16 protein-coding genes are annotated in these 16,795 nt (G+C 70.8%); 14 read left to right on the top strand and 2 right to left on the bottom strand.

Going from position 1 to position 16,795, the window contains the following annotated elements:
* Positions 1 to 11: 11 nt before the first annotated feature.
* The 3 genes from ABEA33_RS24230 (at position 12) to ABEA33_RS24240 (ending at position 4,590) form a co-directional block, all read left to right on the top strand.
* Entirely contained in the window at positions 12 to 1,049 is a 1,038-nt protein-coding gene (locus ABEA33_RS24230; RefSeq protein ID WP_345529674.1) for a phosphatase PAP2 family protein, read from the top strand.
* A 173-nt stretch (positions 1,050 to 1,222) separates the two neighbouring features.
* The gene (locus ABEA33_RS24235) at positions 1,223 to 2,536 is read left to right on the top strand and encodes a C40 family peptidase (RefSeq protein WP_345529675.1); all 1,314 of its coding nucleotides are present in this window, start codon (positions 1,223 to 1,225) and stop codon (positions 2,534 to 2,536) included.
* A 62-nt stretch (positions 2,537 to 2,598) separates the two neighbouring features.
* Entirely contained in the window at positions 2,599 to 4,590 is a 1,992-nt protein-coding gene (locus ABEA33_RS24240; protein WP_345529676.1) for an acyl-CoA dehydrogenase family protein, read from the top strand.
* A 110-nt stretch (positions 4,591 to 4,700) separates the two neighbouring features.
* Here the strand turns inward: ABEA33_RS24240 and ABEA33_RS24245 are convergent, their stop codons facing one another.
* Positions 4,701 to 5,216, bottom strand: coding sequence for an inorganic diphosphatase (locus ABEA33_RS24245; RefSeq protein WP_345529677.1), 516 nt, complete (start codon positions 5,214 to 5,216; stop codon positions 4,701 to 4,703).
* Positions 5,217 to 5,338: 122 nt separating this feature from the next.
* Here ABEA33_RS24245 and dacB point away from each other — a divergent pair, with 122 nt between their 5' ends.
* From dacB to ABEA33_RS24285, 8 genes are all read left to right on the top strand, one after another.
* Positions 5,339 to 6,751, top strand: coding sequence for a D-alanyl-D-alanine carboxypeptidase/D-alanyl-D-alanine endopeptidase (dacB, locus tag ABEA33_RS24250; protein WP_345529678.1), 1,413 nt, complete (start codon positions 5,339 to 5,341; stop codon positions 6,749 to 6,751).
* 54 nt (positions 6,752 to 6,805) lie between these two features.
* Entirely contained in the window at positions 6,806 to 7,843 is a 1,038-nt protein-coding gene (locus ABEA33_RS24255) for a zinc-dependent metalloprotease (protein ID WP_345529679.1), read from the top strand.
* An 18-nt stretch (positions 7,844 to 7,861) separates the two neighbouring features.
* On the top strand, positions 7,862 to 8,836 hold the full coding sequence (gene tilS / locus ABEA33_RS24260; protein WP_345529680.1) for a tRNA lysidine(34) synthetase TilS: 975 nt from the start codon (positions 7,862 to 7,864) through the stop codon (positions 8,834 to 8,836).
* Positions 8,837 to 8,846: 10 nt separating this feature from the next.
* Positions 8,847 to 9,398, top strand: coding sequence for a hypoxanthine phosphoribosyltransferase (hpt, locus tag ABEA33_RS24265; protein WP_345529681.1), 552 nt, complete (start codon positions 8,847 to 8,849; stop codon positions 9,396 to 9,398).
* 7 nt (positions 9,399 to 9,405) lie between these two features.
* Positions 9,406 to 9,615 (top strand): hypothetical protein, encoded by a 210-nt coding sequence (locus tag ABEA33_RS27555; RefSeq protein ID WP_425577469.1) that lies wholly within the window; start codon positions 9,406 to 9,408, stop codon positions 9,613 to 9,615.
* Between the two features lie 263 nt (positions 9,616 to 9,878).
* Complete coding sequence (gene ftsH, locus ABEA33_RS24275) at positions 9,879 to 11,957, top strand: ATP-dependent zinc metalloprotease FtsH (protein ID WP_345529682.1); 2,079 nt, start codon at positions 9,879 to 9,881, stop codon at positions 11,955 to 11,957.
* 4 nt (positions 11,958 to 11,961) lie between these two features.
* Positions 11,962 to 12,582: a GTP cyclohydrolase I FolE gene (gene folE, locus ABEA33_RS24280; protein ID WP_345529683.1), complete on the top strand. Its 621-nt coding sequence runs from the start codon at positions 11,962 to 11,964 to the stop codon at positions 12,580 to 12,582.
* 266 nt (positions 12,583 to 12,848) lie between these two features.
* Positions 12,849 to 13,613: a class I SAM-dependent methyltransferase gene (locus ABEA33_RS24285; protein WP_345529684.1), complete on the top strand. Its 765-nt coding sequence runs from the start codon at positions 12,849 to 12,851 to the stop codon at positions 13,611 to 13,613.
* Here ABEA33_RS24285 and ABEA33_RS24290 read toward each other — a convergent pair.
* The gene (locus ABEA33_RS24290; protein ID WP_345529686.1) at positions 13,610 to 14,968 is read right to left on the bottom strand and encodes a glycosyltransferase family 2 protein; all 1,359 of its coding nucleotides are present in this window, start codon (positions 14,966 to 14,968) and stop codon (positions 13,610 to 13,612) included. The two genes, ABEA33_RS24285 and ABEA33_RS24290, sit on opposite strands and share 4 nt — an antisense overlap.
* A gap of 59 nt (positions 14,969 to 15,027) precedes the next feature.
* On the opposite strand from ABEA33_RS24290, the gene folP reads away from it, so the two are divergent.
* The 3 genes from folP to folK are packed head-to-tail and all read left to right on the top strand — an operon-like array spanning position 15,028 to position 16,785.
* Entirely contained in the window at positions 15,028 to 15,861 is an 834-nt protein-coding gene (gene folP / locus ABEA33_RS24295; protein WP_345529687.1) for a dihydropteroate synthase, read from the top strand.
* Positions 15,854 to 16,219, top strand: coding sequence for a dihydroneopterin aldolase (gene folB, locus ABEA33_RS24300; protein ID WP_345529688.1), 366 nt, complete (start codon positions 15,854 to 15,856; stop codon positions 16,217 to 16,219). Before folP ends, folB begins: the two co-directional genes overlap by 8 nt.
* The gene (folK, locus tag ABEA33_RS24305; protein ID WP_345529689.1) at positions 16,216 to 16,785 is read left to right on the top strand and encodes a 2-amino-4-hydroxy-6-hydroxymethyldihydropteridine diphosphokinase; all 570 of its coding nucleotides are present in this window, start codon (positions 16,216 to 16,218) and stop codon (positions 16,783 to 16,785) included. Before folB ends, folK begins: the two co-directional genes overlap by 4 nt.
* Positions 16,786 to 16,795: the final 10 nt, after the last annotated feature.

The following is a 16,795-nucleotide window of genomic DNA, read 5'->3' on the forward strand; positions in this document are numbered from 1 at the left end:
ACACTGACGGCGTGTATCGCCGTGCCTGGACCCTGCTCGTGGTCAACGCCGCCCTGATGCTCCTGTGGGCCGCAATCACGGCCTGGTCCGTCGGACGGCCGCTGATCGACCCCGAGGGCAGCTTCCTCGGGCCCGCGATGGTGCGGCTGCCGATCCTCTGCTTCGGCGCGCTCTTCCTCGACCTGGTGCCGCGCGCCATCTGGCTTTCCCGCGGCCGAGTCGGCCGGATGCCCGAGCTGATCCGGGACCGTTGGCGCACCCACTGGACCCGGGACCGGATCACGCTGGTGTTGCTCGGCATCGTCTGTTTCTACGTGATCTACGTCTGCTACCGGAACCTCAAGTCGTTCCTCCCGCTTGTCAGCGACCGGATGTACGACCGTGAGCTGCACACGCTGGACCGGATCCTGTTCTTCGACCACAACCCCGCCACCGTGTTCCACGACATCCTCGGCACCGACCTGGTGGCACACGTGCTGTCGAGCTTCTACCTGCTCTTCATCCCGATGGTCGCGATCATGGTCACCGTCTGGCTGGTCTGGTCGCGCAACCTCTCGTACGGCTGGTGGTTCGTGACGTCCCAGGGCATCGCGTGGACGCTTGGGACGATCTCGTACTACGCGTTGCCCACCATCGGTCCGGGCCTGGAGTACGACTGGCTGTACCGCGACCTCGCCCATACGGGTACCAGCGACCTGATCGCATCGCTCGTCAACGCCCGACACCACGTGCTGTGGAGCGACGGCCAGGCCCAGACCGTGGCCGGCTTCGCCAGCCTGCACACGGGAATCGGGCTGCTGTGGGCGCTGATGGTGCAGTTCACCGTGCAGAGCCGGATCATCCGGATCGCCTTCTGGATCAACTTCGGACTGATCGTCGTCGCCACCATCTACTTCGGGTGGCACTACATCGCCGACGACATCGCCGGTGTCGCCATCGCGCTGGTCTCCTTCTACCTCGGCGGCATCGCCAGCGGCCAGAAGTTCGATCGGCACGGGTTGTCCTCGCACCCGACGACCACCACCTCGCAGGTCCCGGTCGACCGCTGAGCTCGCAGTCGTGGGACTACCCCTCCGCGAACGAATTACAACCTTGTAGTTCGTCAAGCCGACACGCCGGTGACTGGTGAGAAAATTGAGGAAATTGTTCCCAAAGTGACGAAAGTTGTTTAGCGTGACTCGCGAGCCGCCCGTTCGGGGCGGTCGGACGAGGGGGCAGAACGGTGCGAGCGCGGGGTACGGCGGCGACCACGGTGCTCGCACTCCTGGTGACCGGTCTGGTCACGGGGATGGCCGTCGCAGACGACGACGCCGTGCCGAGCAAGGCCGACGTGCGGGATGCACGTACGGCGGTGCGCGCCCAACTAGACGACGTCGCCGGTGTCCGCGCCCGGCTGGTCGTGGCCAACCAGCGACTCGAGGCGTCGGGGGTCGCGGCGGCCCAGGCAGCGGAGGCGTTCAACGGGGCGCGGTGGCGCGCCGACCAGGCTCGCGACACCGCCGTCCAGGCCCAGGCAGGCGCCGTCTCGGCGCAGAAGGACGTCGAACGCCAGCGTGACGCCTACACCGACTCCGTCGTCACGTCGTACGAGCTCGCCCCGGGTCTGACGGCCCTGTCGGCGGTCGTCCACTCCGACGGGATCGACATGGTCCTGCAGCGCTCGGCGACCATGGAGAACGCCGCGGACGCGCTCGACGGCAACTACGACGAGTTCCGCGCGGCGGCCGTGGTGGCCGACGTCGCCCGCGACCGGGCCGCGCGGGCGCAGGCCGACGCGGAGCGGGCGGAGCAGGACGCGCTCGACGCCAAGCAGGACGCCCAGCGGGCCGCCGACGCCGCGGCCGCCGACGCCCAGAGCATCGCCGCCGAGAAGGCGGACCTGATCGCCCGGCTCGCCGACCTCGAGCACGTCAGCGTCAAGCTGGCCGAGCGTCGCCAGTCGGCGCTCGAGGTGCGCGCAGCCCGCGTGGCACGGGTGGCGGCCGCCGCTGCCGCCGCCGAGGAGCAGCCGACGGCCGCTCCAGAGCCCACCGAGCCGGCGGCCGAGACGCCGACCCCGGAGCCGACCGAGACGCAGACTCCGAAGGCGGAGCCCACCGAGACCCCCACCCCGACGCACACCGCCGAGCCGACGACCCCGCCCGCGCCTCCCGCGACCCCGCCGGCACCCAAGACGGGCGCCCAGGCGGCGATCGCGTTCGCGCGCGCCCAGATCGGCGAGCCCTACCGCTGGGGCGCGTCCGGCCCGAGCTCCTGGGACTGCTCCGGCCTGACGGCCGGTGCCTGGCAGGCGGGCGGCTCCTCGCTCCCGCACTACTCCGTCGCGCAGTACGAGCAGTCGACGCCGATCTCCGCCGGCGAGCTCCAGCCGGGGGACCTCGTCTTCTGGGGCTCCAGCAACGACCCGGGCTCGATCTACCACGTCGCGCTCTACGTCGGGGACGGCAAGATCATCCACGCCCCGCGCACCGGGCGGCCGGTCGTCGAGGAGTCGATGTACTACTGGATCACTCCCAACTTCTACGCCCGGCCCTGATCGGCTGCTGAGAGGTCCAGATCGCCGCTTGAAGGCAACCACCGGTGGGTAATCCTCGGGGCATGGCCACCGACACCGCCGTACCTGCCGGCGCGCCCCGTTACGTCCAGCCCGACGTCGACGTCCCCGCCCTGACCGCGCTGCTCGACGGCAGGTTCGCCGAGATCCGGCACCTGGTGCGCACCAACCTCGCGGCGTACGCCTCCGTCCTCGACGAGGCCGACGAGCTCGGCATGGACGACTTCCGCGAACGTGTCCGCGACATCGTGGTCGAGATGGCGGCGACCGGGCAGACCGGGATGGGCTTCCCGGAGGAGTACGGCGGTGGGGGCGACATCGGCGCCTCGATCGCCGCCTTCGAGACGCTGGCCTTCGGTGACCTCTCCGTGCTGGTCAAGGTCGGCGTGCAGTTCGGGCTCTTCGGCGGCGCGATCCTCCAGCTCGGCACCAAGCGGCACCACGACGCCTACCTGCAGGACCTGGTCACCGGACAGCTGATGGGCTGCTTCGCGATGACCGAGACCGGCCACGGGTCCAACGTCCAGGCGCTCGGCACGGTGGCGACGTACGACGTCGCGACGCAGGAGTTCGTGATCTCCACGCATGGCGACGAGTCGCGCAAGGACTACATCGGCAACGCCGCCAAGCACGCCGAGCTCGCGGTCGTCTTCGCGCAGCTCGAGGTCGGTCCAGAGTCCGACAGAGCGTCCGAGGGCGTGCACGCCTTCGTCGTCCCGATCCGTAAGGCGGGCAAGGTCCTCGACGGCGTCCGGATCGAGGACGACGGCCGCAAGATGGGTCTCAACGGCGTCGACAACGGCCGGATCTGGTTCGACGAGGTGCGGGTGCCGCGCGACGCGCTGCTGAACCGGTTCGCCGACGTCACGCCCGCGGGTGTCTACGAGAGCTCGATCGACAACCCCAACCGTCGCTTCTTCACGATGCTCGGCACGCTGGTGCAGGGGCGCGTCTGCGTCGGCGGTGCCGGCATCAACGCCAGCAAGGTGGCGCTCACGATCGCCACCAAGTACGCCGTGCGCCGCCGTCAGTTCGAGGCGGCCTCGGACACCGAGGAGCAGCTGCTCCTCGACTACGGCATGCACCAGCGGCGGCTGCTGCCGCTGATCGCCCGGACGTACGCGCTGCACTTCGCGCAGGACGTCGTACGCACGCAGCTGCACGACGTCTTCTCAGCGACGCCGGACGCAGCCCTCGAGGCCACGCGTCGTGAGCTCGAGGGGCGTGCGGCCGGCACCAAGGCGCTGGGCACCTGGCACGCGACCCGCACGATCCAGGAGTGCCGTGAGGCGTGCGGCGGTGCCGGCTACCTCGCGGTCAACCGGTTCGCCGCGCTCAAGGCCGACACCGACGTCTTCACGACGTTCGAGGGTGACAACCACGTGCTGCTCCAGCTCGTGGCGAAGGGCCTGCTCACCGACTACGCCAGCGAGTTCGAGGACCTGGACCAGCTCGGCATGGTCCGCTTCGTCACCAACCTCGCCGTGGGTACGGTGATCGAGCGGACCTCGGCCCACAAGCTGCTCGAGCGGGTCAAGGACCTGCTGCCGGGCGGCGACGAGTGGGACCAGGAGGCCGGTCTGCTCGACTCGGAGTACCAGCTCGCGATGCTGCGCTTCCGCGAGGAGCACATGCTCTCCGGGGTCGCCCGCCGGCTGAAGCGCGGCATGGATCAGAAGCTCAACCCGGGCGTGGTCTTCTCGGACGTCCAGGACCACGTGATCGGTGCGGCCAACGCGCACGTCGAGCGCCTCGTCCTGGAGGCGTTCGTGGAGAAGGTGCGCGACCTGCCCGCCGACGTACCCGAGGGCAACCGGGTCGCGCTCGGCCTGCTCTGCGACCTCTTCGCGCTGTCGACGATCGAGGCCGACCGCGCGTGGTTCATGGAGCACGGCCGGCTCACCGTCCAGCGCTCGAAGTCGATCAGTCGCGAGGTCAACGGCCTCTGCCGCAAGCTCCGACCGATCGCGGTCGACCTCGTCGACGCCTGGGGCGTGCCCGTAGAGATGCTCAGGGCGCCCGACCTCATCGGTTAGTCACGCCAGCCCCAGGGATACCCGGTGAACTGGGAGTTCTGGAGCTTCTAGGGCACTGCAGAGCCCTAGAACCTGAGGGACACCCGGTGAACCGGGTATCCCTGGATGCCTCAGTGAGTGTTGTAGCCCTCGGTCTTGGCCCGATCGAACGACGCGTGCACCTCGGCCTCGGCCTCGGTGCGCCCGACCCACTCGGCACCTTCGACGGACTTGCCGGGCTCGAGGTCCTTGTAGACCTCGAAGAAGTGTTGGATCTCGAGACGGTCGAACTTCGACACGTGCGAGATGTCGCGCAGGTGCTCCAGGCGCGGGTCCTGGGCGGGGACGCAGAGGACCTTGTCGTCGCCGCCGGCCTCGTCGGTCATTCGGAACATGCCGATCGCGCGGCAGCGGATGAGGCAGCCGGGGAACGTGGGCTGCTGGAGGATCACCAGCGCGTCGAGCGGGTCGCCGTCCTGGCCGAGCGTGTTCTCGATGAACCCGTAGTCCGCGGGGTAGGCGGTCGAGGTGAAGAGGGTGCGGTCCAGGCGCAGCCGTCCCGACTCGTGGTCGACCTCGTACTTGTTGCGCTCACCCTTGGGGATCTCCACCAGCACGTCGAACTCGAGCACGTCATCCTCCGCCATCGTCAGCCATCGACACGTTCGTCGACACAGTCATCTACACGTTTTGAGTGAGGCCCGCCCAGCGGGCCCGGGCCAGTCTCGCGCACAATGACGCCAAACGTGGAGTCGAGAAGGGGCAAGAAGTGGTCCGACGTGACGCACGCCACGGCTCGCGCCTCGCGTTCTGGCTCCCGGTGCTGCTCGTCGTGGCGCTCCTCGGCGGCGCCGGTACGGCGTACTGGCTCGACCGCGACCAGCCGGACCCGACCGAGGATCCCGAGCAGGTCGCGCCGCCGGCGGGTCTCGAGCTGCCGCCGCTGACCGACCCCGCCCCGGTCGCGACCGCTGCCGTCGGCAGCGCGGACCCCGTGAAGGTACGGCGAGCGCTGGCGCCCCTGCTCGGCGACGACGACCTCGGACCGCACGTGCTCACCACGGTCGCCGGCGTCGACGGCTCACTCCTCTTCACGGACGGCACCGGCGAGGCCGTGCCCGCCTCGACCCTCAAGCTGCTCACCGCCGCGGCGGCGCTCGAGACGATGGGTCCCGACCACGCGTTCGCCACGACGGTCGTCTCCGCCGGACCGCGCCGCATCGTCCTGGTCGGCGGCGGCGACCCGCTGCTCTCCGCGACCCGCCCGGAGCGGGGCGACTACCCCCGGCCCGCCGACGTCGTCACCCTCGCCCGGGCCACCGCCGCGCAGCTGCAGGCAAGCGGCACGACCCGGATCCGGCTCGGGTACGACGCGACGTTGTTCACCGGCCCTGACGTCAACCCGCACTGGCCACCCTCCTACCTTCCCGACGAGGTGGTCGCCCCGATCCAGTCGCTGTGGGTCGACGAGGGCCGGCCCCTCGAGGGCACCGGCCGAGTCGAGGACCCCGCCCAGGTCGCCGCGACGGTCTTCGCCGCGGCCCTGGCCAGGGCCGGCATCGAGGTCGTCGGGGTGCCCGAGCCGCGCAGCGCCGACCCCGCCGCACCCGAGATCGCCCGGGTGACCAGCCCTCCGCTCGCCCAGATCGTCGAGCACACCTTGCTGGTGAGCGACAACGAGGCAGCCGAGGTACTCGCCCGCCAGGTCGCGATCGCCACCGGGGCACCGGCCACCTTCGTCGGCGGCGCCGATGCCGTCCTCAGCACCGTCGCCGGGCTCGGCGTCCCGACCAGCGGCGCCACGACGTACGACGGCAGCGGGCTCTCCCGCGACAACCGGCTGGATCCGGACACGCTGACCGGGGTGCTCGAGCTGGCTGGGTCCGCCGAGCACCCGGACCTGCGGACGGTCCTGACGGGCCTGCCCGTCGCCGGGTTCAACGGGTCGCTCTCGGAGCGGTTCGCCGAGATCTCCGACGAGGAGGGCCGGGGGAGCGTGCGCGCGAAGACCGGCACCCTCACCGGCGTCAGCGGGCTCGCCGGCACCGTGACCGACCGGACCGGCACGCCGATGGTCTTCGCGGTCCTCGCCGACGACATCGCGCTGCTCGACACCCTCGACGCACGCGCCGCCCTCGACGACGTCGCCGCTGCCCTCGCCGCCTGCCGCTGCGCCGCTTGACTGAGGATCCCGGCGTTGGGCCCCAGCGTTGGACGCCGCGAGTACGGTCTGCGCATGACGAACCCCCGCTCAGGCATGGTCGACTGGGACCTCGCCGTCTCGATCGGCTCCCGGCTGGCCGGGGACGGCCCGTCCGTGAGCTGGGCCGAGGCCGCGGCGGTCGTGGAGGAGCTCCGGGCCGACGCGAACCGCTCGACCGGCCTGGTGCGGGAGTTCACCGGGCTCGAGGCGGCCGCCAACACCGCTCCGGTCGTGGTCGTCGACCGAGCCGGGTGGGTGCAGGCCAACGCCGACGGCTTCGCGACCGTGCTGGCCCCGATCGTCGACAAGCTGTCCGGCGAGAAGGAGCCCTCGCGGGTGGCCCACGCGGTCGGCTCGCGAGTCACCGGCGCCGAGGTCGGCGGCCTCCTCGGCTTCCTCGCGGGCAAGGTGCTCGGGCAGTTCGACCCGTTCTTCGCGCCGTCCGGCCGGCTGCTGCTGGTCGCGCCCAACATCGTGCACGTGGAGCGCGAGCTCGAGGTCGACCCGCACGACTTCAGGCTCTGGGTGTGCCTGCACGAGGAGACCCACCGGGTGCAGTTCACGGCGACGCCCTGGCTGGCCGACCACCTGCTCGGTGAGATGCACGGCATCGCCGACAGCATCGAGCCGTCCGGATTCCTCGACGAGGGCCTGGGTCGCATCACCGAGGCGCTCAAGGGCGGCGCGCGCGGCAGCAACCTGCTCGACGTGGTCAGCACCCCCGAGCAGAAGGAGATCGTCGACCGCATCACCGGCGTGATGTCCCTGCTGGAGGGTCACGCCGACGTCGTCATGGACGGCGTCGGGCCTAGCGTGATCCCGACCGTCGGCGACATCCGCAAGAAGTTCACCAAGCGCCGCAAGGGCGTCGGCGTCCTCGACCGCACTCTGCGTCGCCTGCTCGGTCTGGACGCCAAGATGGCGCAGTACCGCGACGGAGCGATCTTCGTCCGGGCCGTCGTCGACAAGGCCGGCATGGAGGAGTTCAACGCCATCTGGGAGCGCCCCGACAACCTCCCCAGCAAGGCCGAGATCGCCGACCCGAGCGCCTGGATCTCACGGGTCCTCTGAGCCTGCGATGAGGCAGCGATGAGCCTGCACCCGGCCGTCGCCGGGGTCCGTCTCGGCGTACGCCGGGCGCTCGCGCACATCGAGGCGGGCCAGACCGTGGTCGTCGCCTGCTCCGGCGGACCGGACTCCACCGCGCTGCTGGCGGCGACCGTGTTCGAAGGCCGCAAGGCCGGCTGGCACGTGCTCGGCGCGACCGTGGACCACGGTCTCCAGGACGGCTCGGCCGACCGGGCCGCGGCCCTGGTCACGCGGATGGCGGCGATCGGCGCCGACGAGACCCTCAGCGCGCGGGTGCACGTCGAGGGCGCCGGGCTCGGTCCGGAGGCGGCCGCCCGGCGGGCACGGTACGCCGTGCTCGAGGAGGTCGCCGAGCGCTTCGACGCCGCGGCCGTGCTGCTCGGCCACACCCGGGACGACCAGGCCGAGACCGTCCTGCTCGGCCTGGCCCGGGGCTCGGGCGGCCGCTCGCTCGCGGGCATGCGCCGCTCGTACGACCGCTTCGTCCGGCCGCTGCTCGACGTCGGCCGGGCCGACACCGTCACCGCCTGCCTGGTCGAGGGCCTCGAGACCTGGGACGACCCGCACAACGAGGACCCGGCGTACACCCGGTCGCGCGTGCGGCACACGGTGCTGCCGATGCTCGAGGAGCAGCTCGGCCCCGGGGTCGCCGAGACGCTCGCCCGCACGGCCGACCAGCTCCGCGCCGACATGGACCTGCTGGACGACCTCGCCGAGGAGGCGTACGGCGAGCTCCGTGGTCCGGACGGTTCGCTGCCGGCGGCCGCACTGACGGACCACCCGACGCCGGTTCGGCGCCGGGTGCTCCGGCTCGCGGCGCTCGCGGCCGGCGCGCCCGCCTCCGAGCTCTTCTACGAGCACGTCCTGGCGATGGACGCGCTGCTGACCGACTGGCGGGGCCAGCGCTGGGTCGACCTGCCGGGACCGGTCCGGTGCACCCGGGTCGACGGGTGGCTCCGGGTCCTGCCCGTCTAGGCTCTCGACCATGGACGCAGCCGACGTGCCGGACGACCTCGTCAACGTTCTCTTCACCGAGGAGCAGATCCAGGGGCGGCTGCGTGAGCTGGCCGCCGAGATCGAGGCCGACTACGCCGGCAAGGACCTGCTGATCGTGGGCATCCTCCGCGGCGCCGTGATGGTGATGGCCGACCTGGCCCGCAGCTTCAGCCGGCACCTCGAGATGGACTGGATGGCGGTGTCGTCGTACGGCTCCGGCACCAAGTCCAGCGGCGTCGTGCGGATCCTCAAGGACCTCGACACCGACATCTCCGGTCGGCACGTGGTCATCGTCGACGAGATCATCGACACCGGCCTGACGCTCTCGTGGCTGACCTCCAACCTCACCTCCCGCAGCCCGGCGAGCGTCGAGATCTGCACGCTGCTGCGCAAGCCGGAGGCGCTGACCATGCAGGTCGATGTCAAGTACGTCGGCTGGGACATCCCCAACGAGTTCGTCGTCGGCTACGGCCTCGACTATCGCGAGCGCTACCGCAACCTGCGTGACATCGGCACGCTCGCTCCGCGCGTCTACTCGTGATCGTCGATTGCCGTCGATTGCCGTCGGCGGACGTCATGCGGGTGGAGCAGGCGGTTGCACCGTCCGTCTGACGTCTTGGAGGCGGGTCGGGGGCGTCGGCTGGGACGCTGCGCGCGTTTCGGGCAACGAGTTCGTCGTCGGCTACGGCCTCGACTACCGCGAGCGCTACCGCAACCTGCGTGACATCGGCACGCTCGCTCCGCGCGTCTACTCGTGACCCCGAACCGTTGAGTCGCGACCTCTGACGGTCGAGTCGTGACCTGGGTACGTCGAGTCGTGACCTGGGTACGTCGAGTCGGGACTTCTTCCCGGACTCGACCGTCAGAACTCCCGACTCGACCACCCATCGGGTCCGATGCGCCCGAACGGCCGATTGCTGAGACAATGCCCATTGGCGACGGTGTGTACCGTCACTAGTTCAGTTGAGCGCCTACGCGGTCGCATGACCGTCCGGCGGCAAGCTCGTGTCGAGAGAAGCCTGTGAAGCGCATATTCAAGGGTCCATGGCTGTGGATCGTCCTCGCGGTGGTGGGCGTCCTCATCGCCCTGCAGTACCTCGCCCCCAGCGGCGGGTACGACGAGATCGAGTCCTCGAAGATGGAGAGCTACATCTCCAGCGGCGAGGTCAAGGAGATCACGTTCGTCGACGGCGGCGACCAGCAGATCAAGGCGACCCTCGACAACGGCGACAAGGTCACGTCGTTCTGGCTCGCGGGCACCCAGGAGGCGATCCAGGACGAGGTCCAGAAGCAGGTCGATGCGGGCAAGACGGAGAAGTTCACCGTCGACGTGCCCAAGCCCAGCCTGCTCGGCTCGATCCTCGCCACGCTGCTGCCCTTCGCGCTGATCATCTTCCTGTTCCTCTTCCTGATGAACCAGGTCCAGGGCGGTGGCGGACGCGGAGTCATGCAGTTCGCGAAGTCCAAGGCCAAGCTGATCTCCAAGGACATGCCGAAGACGACGTTCACCGACGTCGCCGGCTGCGAGGAGGCCATCGAGGAGCTCGGCGAGATCAAGGAGTTCCTCCAGGAGCCCGCCAAGTTCCAGGCCGTCGGCGCCAAGATCCCCAAGGGCGTGCTGCTCTACGGGCCTCCCGGCACCGGCAAGACCCTGCTCGCGCGCGCTGTCGCCGGCGAGGCGGGCGTCCCCTTCTACTCGATCTCCGGCTCCGACTTCGTCGAGATGTTCGTGGGTGTGGGTGCGTCCCGCGTCCGCGACCTCTTCGAGCAGGCCAAGGAGAACGCCCCCGCGATCGTCTTCATCGACGAGATCGACGCCGTCGGTCGCCACCGCGGCGCCGGCATGGGCGGCGGTCACGACGAGCGCGAGCAGACCCTCAACCAGCTGCTCGTCGAGATGGACGGCTTCGACGTCCGTGGCGGCGTCATCCTGATCGCCGCGACCAACCGCCCCGACGTGCTGGACCCGGCGCTGCTGCGCCCGGGTCGCTTCGACCGCCAGATCCAGGTCGACGCGCCCGACCTGTCCGGCCGCCACCAGGTCCTCAAGGTCCACTCGCGCGGCAAGCCGATGGCCTCCGACATCGACCTGCTGTCGGTGGCGCGTCGTACGCCGGGCTTCACCGGCGCCGACCTGGCCAACGTGCTCAACGAGGCCGCGCTGCTCACCGCGCGCGCCAACGAGAAGCTGATCACCAACCCGGCCCTCGACGAGGCGATCGACCGCGTGATCGCGGGCCCGCAGCGGCGTACCCGCCTGATGAGCGAGAAGGAGAAGCTCATCACGGCCTACCACGAGGGCGGCCACGCCCTCGTCGCCGCGGCGCTGCCGGGCACCGACCCGGTGCACAAGATCACGATCCTCCCGCGGGGTCGCGCGCTCGGCTACACGATGGTGCTGCCCGACGAGGACAAGTACTCCCAGACCCGCTCGCAGATGCTCGACACGCTGGCCTACATGCTCGGTGGCCGCGCCGCGGAGGAGATGGTCTTCCACGACCCGACCACCGGAGCCGGCAACGACATCGAGAAGGCCACCGGACTGGCTCGCGCGATGGTCACGCAGTACGGCATGACCGAGTCGCTCGGCGCGATCAAGCTCGGTGACTCCACCTCCGAGCCGTTCCTGGGCCGCGACATGGGTCACCAGCGCAACTACTCCGAGGACGTCGCGGCCAAGATCGACGAGGAGACCAAGAAGTTCCTCGCGGTCGCGCACCAAGAGGCCTTCGAGATCCTCGAGGAGAACCGCGACGTGCTCGACACGCTCGTGCTCGAGCTCTTCGACAAGGAGACCCTCGACAAAGAGCAGGTCGCGCGGATCTTCGAGCCGCTGCGCCGCCGGCCCGAGCGTCCGGCCTGGACCGGCTCCGACCGGCGCATCCCGTCCGCGATCCCGCCGGTCGAGATCCCGCAGTGGATCAAGGACCGGACGGCCGCCAACCATGCGGCGTTCGCCGCGTCGAACGGCGACGGGCCGAAGGCCGACGACGAGAGCGAGAGTGGCGCGATCCTGACGCCGCCCGGCGCCGGTGGGGACGTGCACGGCGACCCTGGTGTCGGAGGCCCCGGCTCGGGCCCGGCCCTGCCGCCGCGCTGATCCGATGACCGACTCGATCCGCCCCGACGATCGGGCGCCAGGCAACATCCCGGCGTTCGACCAGCCGCGCGCCGAGGCCGCCGTACGCGAGCTCCTGGCGGCCATCGGCGAGGACCCCGACCGCGAGGGCCTGCGCGACACCCCGGCCCGCGTCGCGCGGGCGTACGCCGAGGTCACGGCGGGGATGCGGATGGCCCCCGAGGACGTCCTCACCACGACGTTCGACATCGGGCACGAGGAGATGGTCCTGGTCCGCGACATCGAGCTCTGGTCGATGTGCGAGCACCACCTGGTGCCGTTCACCGGCGTCGCGCACGTGGGCTACATCCCGGCCGTGTCCGGCAAGATCACCGGGATCTCCAAGCTCGCCCGCCTGGTCGACGTCTACGCGAAGCGCCCCCAGGTGCAGGAGCGACTGACGACGCAGGTCGCCGACGCCCTGATGCGGATCCTCGACGCCCGCGGCGTGATCGTGGTGATCGAGGCCGAGCACCTGTGCATGACGATGCGCGGCGTCAAGAAGGCCGGTGCCCGCACCATCACCTCGGCCGTCCGCGGCCTGATGCTCTCGAGCGCCACGACCCGCTCCGAGGCGATGTCGCTGATCAACAGCGGCCGGCGCTAGCCCAGTCCTCCGACTCCACGTCGAAGAACTCCTGGTCGTCGCGCACCCGGCGTTGGCGAGGGTGGTCATGGGGCTCCTTCGGGGCCGGGGCGGTGGCACGCCGCGAGCCCGTCACTTCGAGCGAAAGTGACCGTCGTCACGTCGCGATGCTACGGAGACCCACTTCGCTGTCCAGGTGGCCCAGGCCGGTCGAAGTCAGGCGACACTCGACCTGACATCCGACCTGGCGCCCTGATCCTGACCTGCGGCGCGCTAGGTTGACCGCCATGCAGTACCTCGACTTCCTCAGCCGCGTGCACGCGCTGCACCAGCCCGCCAACTACCTCGAGATCGGGGTGCGCTTCGGGCACAGCCTCGCACTCGCCCAGTGTCGAGCCGTCGGAATCGACCCGGCGTACCTGATCGAGGCGGAGCTCTCCGGCGAGGTGCACCTCAAGCGGACCACCAGCGACGAGTACTTCACCCGTCCCGACTGCCTCGACGTGACCGACGGGCAGCCGTTCGACTTCGCGTTCATCGACGGGATGCACCTCTTCGAGTTCGGTCTGCGCGACTTCATCAACACCGAGGAGCACGCCAACCCCTGGTCGGTGGTGATCTTCGACGACGTGCTGCCGCGCAACGTCCCCGAGGCGGCGCGTCAGCGCCACACCGGAGCGTGGACGGGTGACGTCTTCCCGATCATCGAGGTGCTGCGCCGCTACCGCCCCGAGCTCGTCACGATCCTCGTCGACACCGCGCCGACCGGCCTGATGTTCGTGCTCGGTCTGGACCCGAGCAACACCACGCTGCGGGACAACTACGACGAGATCGTCCGCGACTTCCGGCGGCCCGACCCGCAGGTGGTGCCGCAGCAGCTGCTTGACCGCGGGGGAGTGCAGACGCCGGCGCGGGTGCTCGAGGCCGGGTTCTGGAAGACGCTGCGTGAGCAGCGCGACCAGCCCGACCTGCCCGACTTCCACCTCAGGTTGCGCGAGCAGCTGGCCACCGACCTCGGTGCGGCGTACGGGCCGGTCTCCCAGGTCTCCTAGCCGCGCAGGGCCCGCAGCCGGCGACCGACCCCGCGGCGCTCCTTGCCCGGTGCCGGCGACGTCGCCGGCGAGCTGGGCGCGGTCGTGTCGGCCGGCTGGGGGATCGAGGCGACGGTCATCGTGCCGACGCCGTCGATGATCAGCCGGGCGCCGGTGGGGGCGAACGGCGCGGGTCCGAACCGGGTGAAGAGCGGGCTCTCGCCCGCCAGGCCGCTCACCCACGCCTGGAGGACCGGCTCGGCGCCGTCCCGGTGCTCGACCCACGCGACGACCGGCATCGTGCCGAGCCGCAGCTCGCCGGTGAGCCGCTTGCCCGGAGCCAGGTCGAGGTTCGTCAGGCGGCTGGTCAGCAGGCTGCCCCGGGAGTCCTCGACCACGGTGGTGGCCTCGGGGTCGAGGTTGCGGACCGGCTGCTGGGTGAGCCCACCCACGTCGATGCCCAGGCGCTTGCCCCGGGCGAACGACACGACGGTCCGCTCGCGCACGCTCGCACCGTGGGCCTTCCCCGACCGGGCGCGGACCAGGATGGCGGCTCGGCCGCCGATGCGCAGGGACGGCCACCAGGTGCCTTCCGGGAGCAGGCCCACCACGGGCACGGACGCCGGGTCGATCCGGAGCGTGAAGCTGCTGCCGTCGACCTGGATCTCGGGGAGCGGCCACTCGATGCCGGTCCGGTCGGAGTAGAGGCTGGCCCGGACGTCGTCGGACGGCTCGGTGAGCTTGACGTCCACCTCGAGGACGCCGTCGCTCCAGGCGACGCGCGTGGACCGCGCCCGGACCGACCGGTCCGTCTCGATCGGCGTACGGCGGTCGGGGGCGGGTCCGTCGACGAAGCACAGCGTCGTGGGGAGTGCTGCGGCGCCTTCGGTGGCCGCGTCGGCGCCCGCCAGATCGGCGGCGATCTGCTCGGCGTTCGCGGATGCGCGACGGCGCAGCCCCGCGGCGGGGCCGGCGAGCCGCTCGGGCGAGTCCGGAAGCGCCGCGGGCCGGATGCCGGCTCGGCCGGTGAGACCGAGACAGATCCCGGCGCCGGTGGCGTCCGCCCGGTCGCACAGCTCGGCGAGCGCGTTCGGGGTCAGGGCGCGGCCGGGCGGGAGTGCGAGGACGTACTCACCGCTCGCCCGGTCGAGCAGGGTCGAGGCGACGTCGCTACCGGCGGGGACCGGCACTCGCGCCAGGTTGGTGCGATGTGCGACCAGGTCCTCGAGCCTCGAGGTGAGATCGGGGTCGCGCTCGTCGTCGCCGATCAGCACCTCGAACTCGTCGGCCGACAGGCTCTGCCGGTCCAGGCTCGACAGCAGGCCGCGCGAAGTGGCAGCGGCGGGCGGGACGAGGACCGAGGCGCGGAGAGACATGACGACATTGTGCACGGCGCGGTGATGTCCGCTCCTCCGACGCACGCTACGTTCGGCCTATGGAGCTGCCGCGGCTGATGGGCGTCGTCAACGTCACGCCCGACTCGTTCTCCGACGGCGGCCGCTGGTTCACCCCGGATGCGGCGATCGCCCACGGCCTGGAGCTGCTGGGCGAGGGTGCCGACGTCATCGACATCGGCGGCGAGTCCACCCGGCCCGGCGCCACCCGGCCGCTCGCGACCGAGGAGCTCGACCGAGTCGTCCCGGTGATCACCGCGCTGGCGGCGAGGGGAGCGACGGTCTCCGTCGACACCATGCGCGCCGAGGTCGCCGAGGCGGCGATCGCCGCCGGCGCCGAGATCGTCAACGACGTCTCCGGGGGCCTCGCCGACCCACGGATGTACGACGTCGTCGCGGCCGCCGGCTCGACGTACGTCGCGATGCACTGGCGCGCCCATGCCGACCACATGCGCGACTTCGCCGTGTACGACGGGCCTGGCGGTGTCGTCACCGCGGTCCGGGACGAGCTGGCGGCCCGGGTCGACGCGATGCTGGCCGCGGGGATCGAGCGGGACCGGATCGTGCTGGACCCCGGCCTGGGCTTCGCCAAGCGCCCCGAGCACAACTGGCAGCTGCTCCGCGACCTCGGTCCGGTGCGGGCGCTGGGCTTCCCGCTGCTGGTCGGGGTGAGTCGCAAGTCGTTCCTCGGTACGCTCCTCGCCTCCGACGGGTCACCGCGCCCGGTCGGGGAGCGGGAGCACGCCAACACCGCGCTCACCGTGCTGCTCGCCCAGCAGGGCGTGTGGGGCCTGCGGGTGCACGACGTACTCGCTGCGAAGGACGCCCTCCGGGTGCTCGAGCGGCTCGACGAGGAGGAGGCGGTCCATGACTGACGAGCTGGCGGTGCTCGGCATCGAGTGTTTCGGCCACCACGGCGTCTTCGAGTTCGAGAAGCGCGAGGGCCAGATCTTCGTGATCGACCTCGTCCTGGGCATCGACACCACGCCGGCGGCGGCGAGCGACGACTTGCGAGACACCGTCGACTACGGAAGTCTCGTGGCCTCGGTGAAAGCCGCCGTGGAGAAGGATCCGGTCGACCTGATCGAGACCCTCGCCGAGCGGATCTCGGGCGTCTGCCTCTTGGACGACCGTGTTGAATGGACTCGGGTGACGGTCCACAAGCCGGATGCACCCATCGACGCGACGTTCTCGGACGTGGCGCTGACGATTACCCGGAAGGGCCGCCCGTGACTGAGACCCCGAACCCCCACATCGTCGACACCGACACGTTGACCGGTGAGATGCGACCGATCCGGCGCGCCGTGCTCGCGCTCGGCTCGAATCTCGGGGAGCGGATGGCCAGCCTCCAAGGTGCGGTCAACGCCATCGCCGACACCCCGGATGTCTGGGTCACCGGCGTCTCCCCTGTCTACGAGACCGAGCCGGTCGACTGTCCGCCGGAGGCGAAGAACTACCTCAACGCCGTCGTGCTCATCGACACGACCCTCGCGGCCTCGCGGCTGATGGACCGGGCGCTGGCGATCGAGGACGCCTTCGAGCGCGAGCGCAGCGAGGTGCGCAACGCGCCCCGCACGCTCGACGTCGACCTGATCGTCGTCGGCGACCGACGCAGCGACGACGAGTCGCTCCGGCTTCCGCACCCGCGTGCCCACGAGCGCGCCTTCGTGCTGCGGCCCTGGCTCGACGTCGACCCGACCGCGGAGCTCCCCGAGCGGGGCCCGGTCAGCGAGCTCCTCGACCAGGCAGACCAGGGCGGCATCAAGGTCCGTGAGGACCTGGTGCTCGAGATCCAGTGACTCCGCCGAA

It is taken from the genome of Nocardioides endophyticus (assembly GCF_039543845.1).
In the GTDB taxonomy this organism is placed as follows: Bacteria; Actinomycetota; Actinomycetes; order Propionibacteriales; family Nocardioidaceae; genus Nocardioides; species Nocardioides endophyticus.

What these genes read in the sequence shown, in the direction of transcription:
- hpt (WP_345529681.1), top strand. Translation starts at nt 8,847, where the DNA reads ATGGACGCAGCCGACGTGCCGGACGACCTCGTCAACGTTCTCTTCACC.
- ABEA33_RS24240 (WP_345529676.1), top strand. Translation starts at nt 2,599, where the DNA reads ATGGCCACCGACACCGCCGTACCTGCCGGCGCGCCCCGTTACGTCCAG.
- ABEA33_RS24255 (WP_345529679.1), top strand. Translation starts at nt 6,806, where the DNA reads ATGACGAACCCCCGCTCAGGCATGGTCGACTGGGACCTCGCCGTCTCG.
- folE (WP_345529683.1), top strand. Translation starts at nt 11,962, where the DNA reads ATGACCGACTCGATCCGCCCCGACGATCGGGCGCCAGGCAACATCCCG.
- folB (WP_345529688.1), top strand. Translation starts at nt 15,854, where the DNA reads ATGACTGACGAGCTGGCGGTGCTCGGCATCGAGTGTTTCGGCCACCAC.
- tilS (WP_345529680.1), top strand. Translation starts at nt 7,862, where the DNA reads ATGAGCCTGCACCCGGCCGTCGCCGGGGTCCGTCTCGGCGTACGCCGG.
- ABEA33_RS24285 (WP_345529684.1), top strand. Translation starts at nt 12,849, where the DNA reads ATGCAGTACCTCGACTTCCTCAGCCGCGTGCACGCGCTGCACCAGCCC.
- ABEA33_RS24290 (WP_345529686.1), bottom strand. Translation starts at nt 14,968, where the DNA reads ATGTCTCTCCGCGCCTCGGTCCTCGTCCCGCCCGCCGCTGCCACTTCG.
- folP (WP_345529687.1), top strand. Translation starts at nt 15,028, where the DNA reads ATGGAGCTGCCGCGGCTGATGGGCGTCGTCAACGTCACGCCCGACTCG.
- ABEA33_RS24245 (WP_345529677.1), bottom strand. Translation starts at nt 5,216, where the DNA reads ATGGCGGAGGATGACGTGCTCGAGTTCGACGTGCTGGTGGAGATCCCC.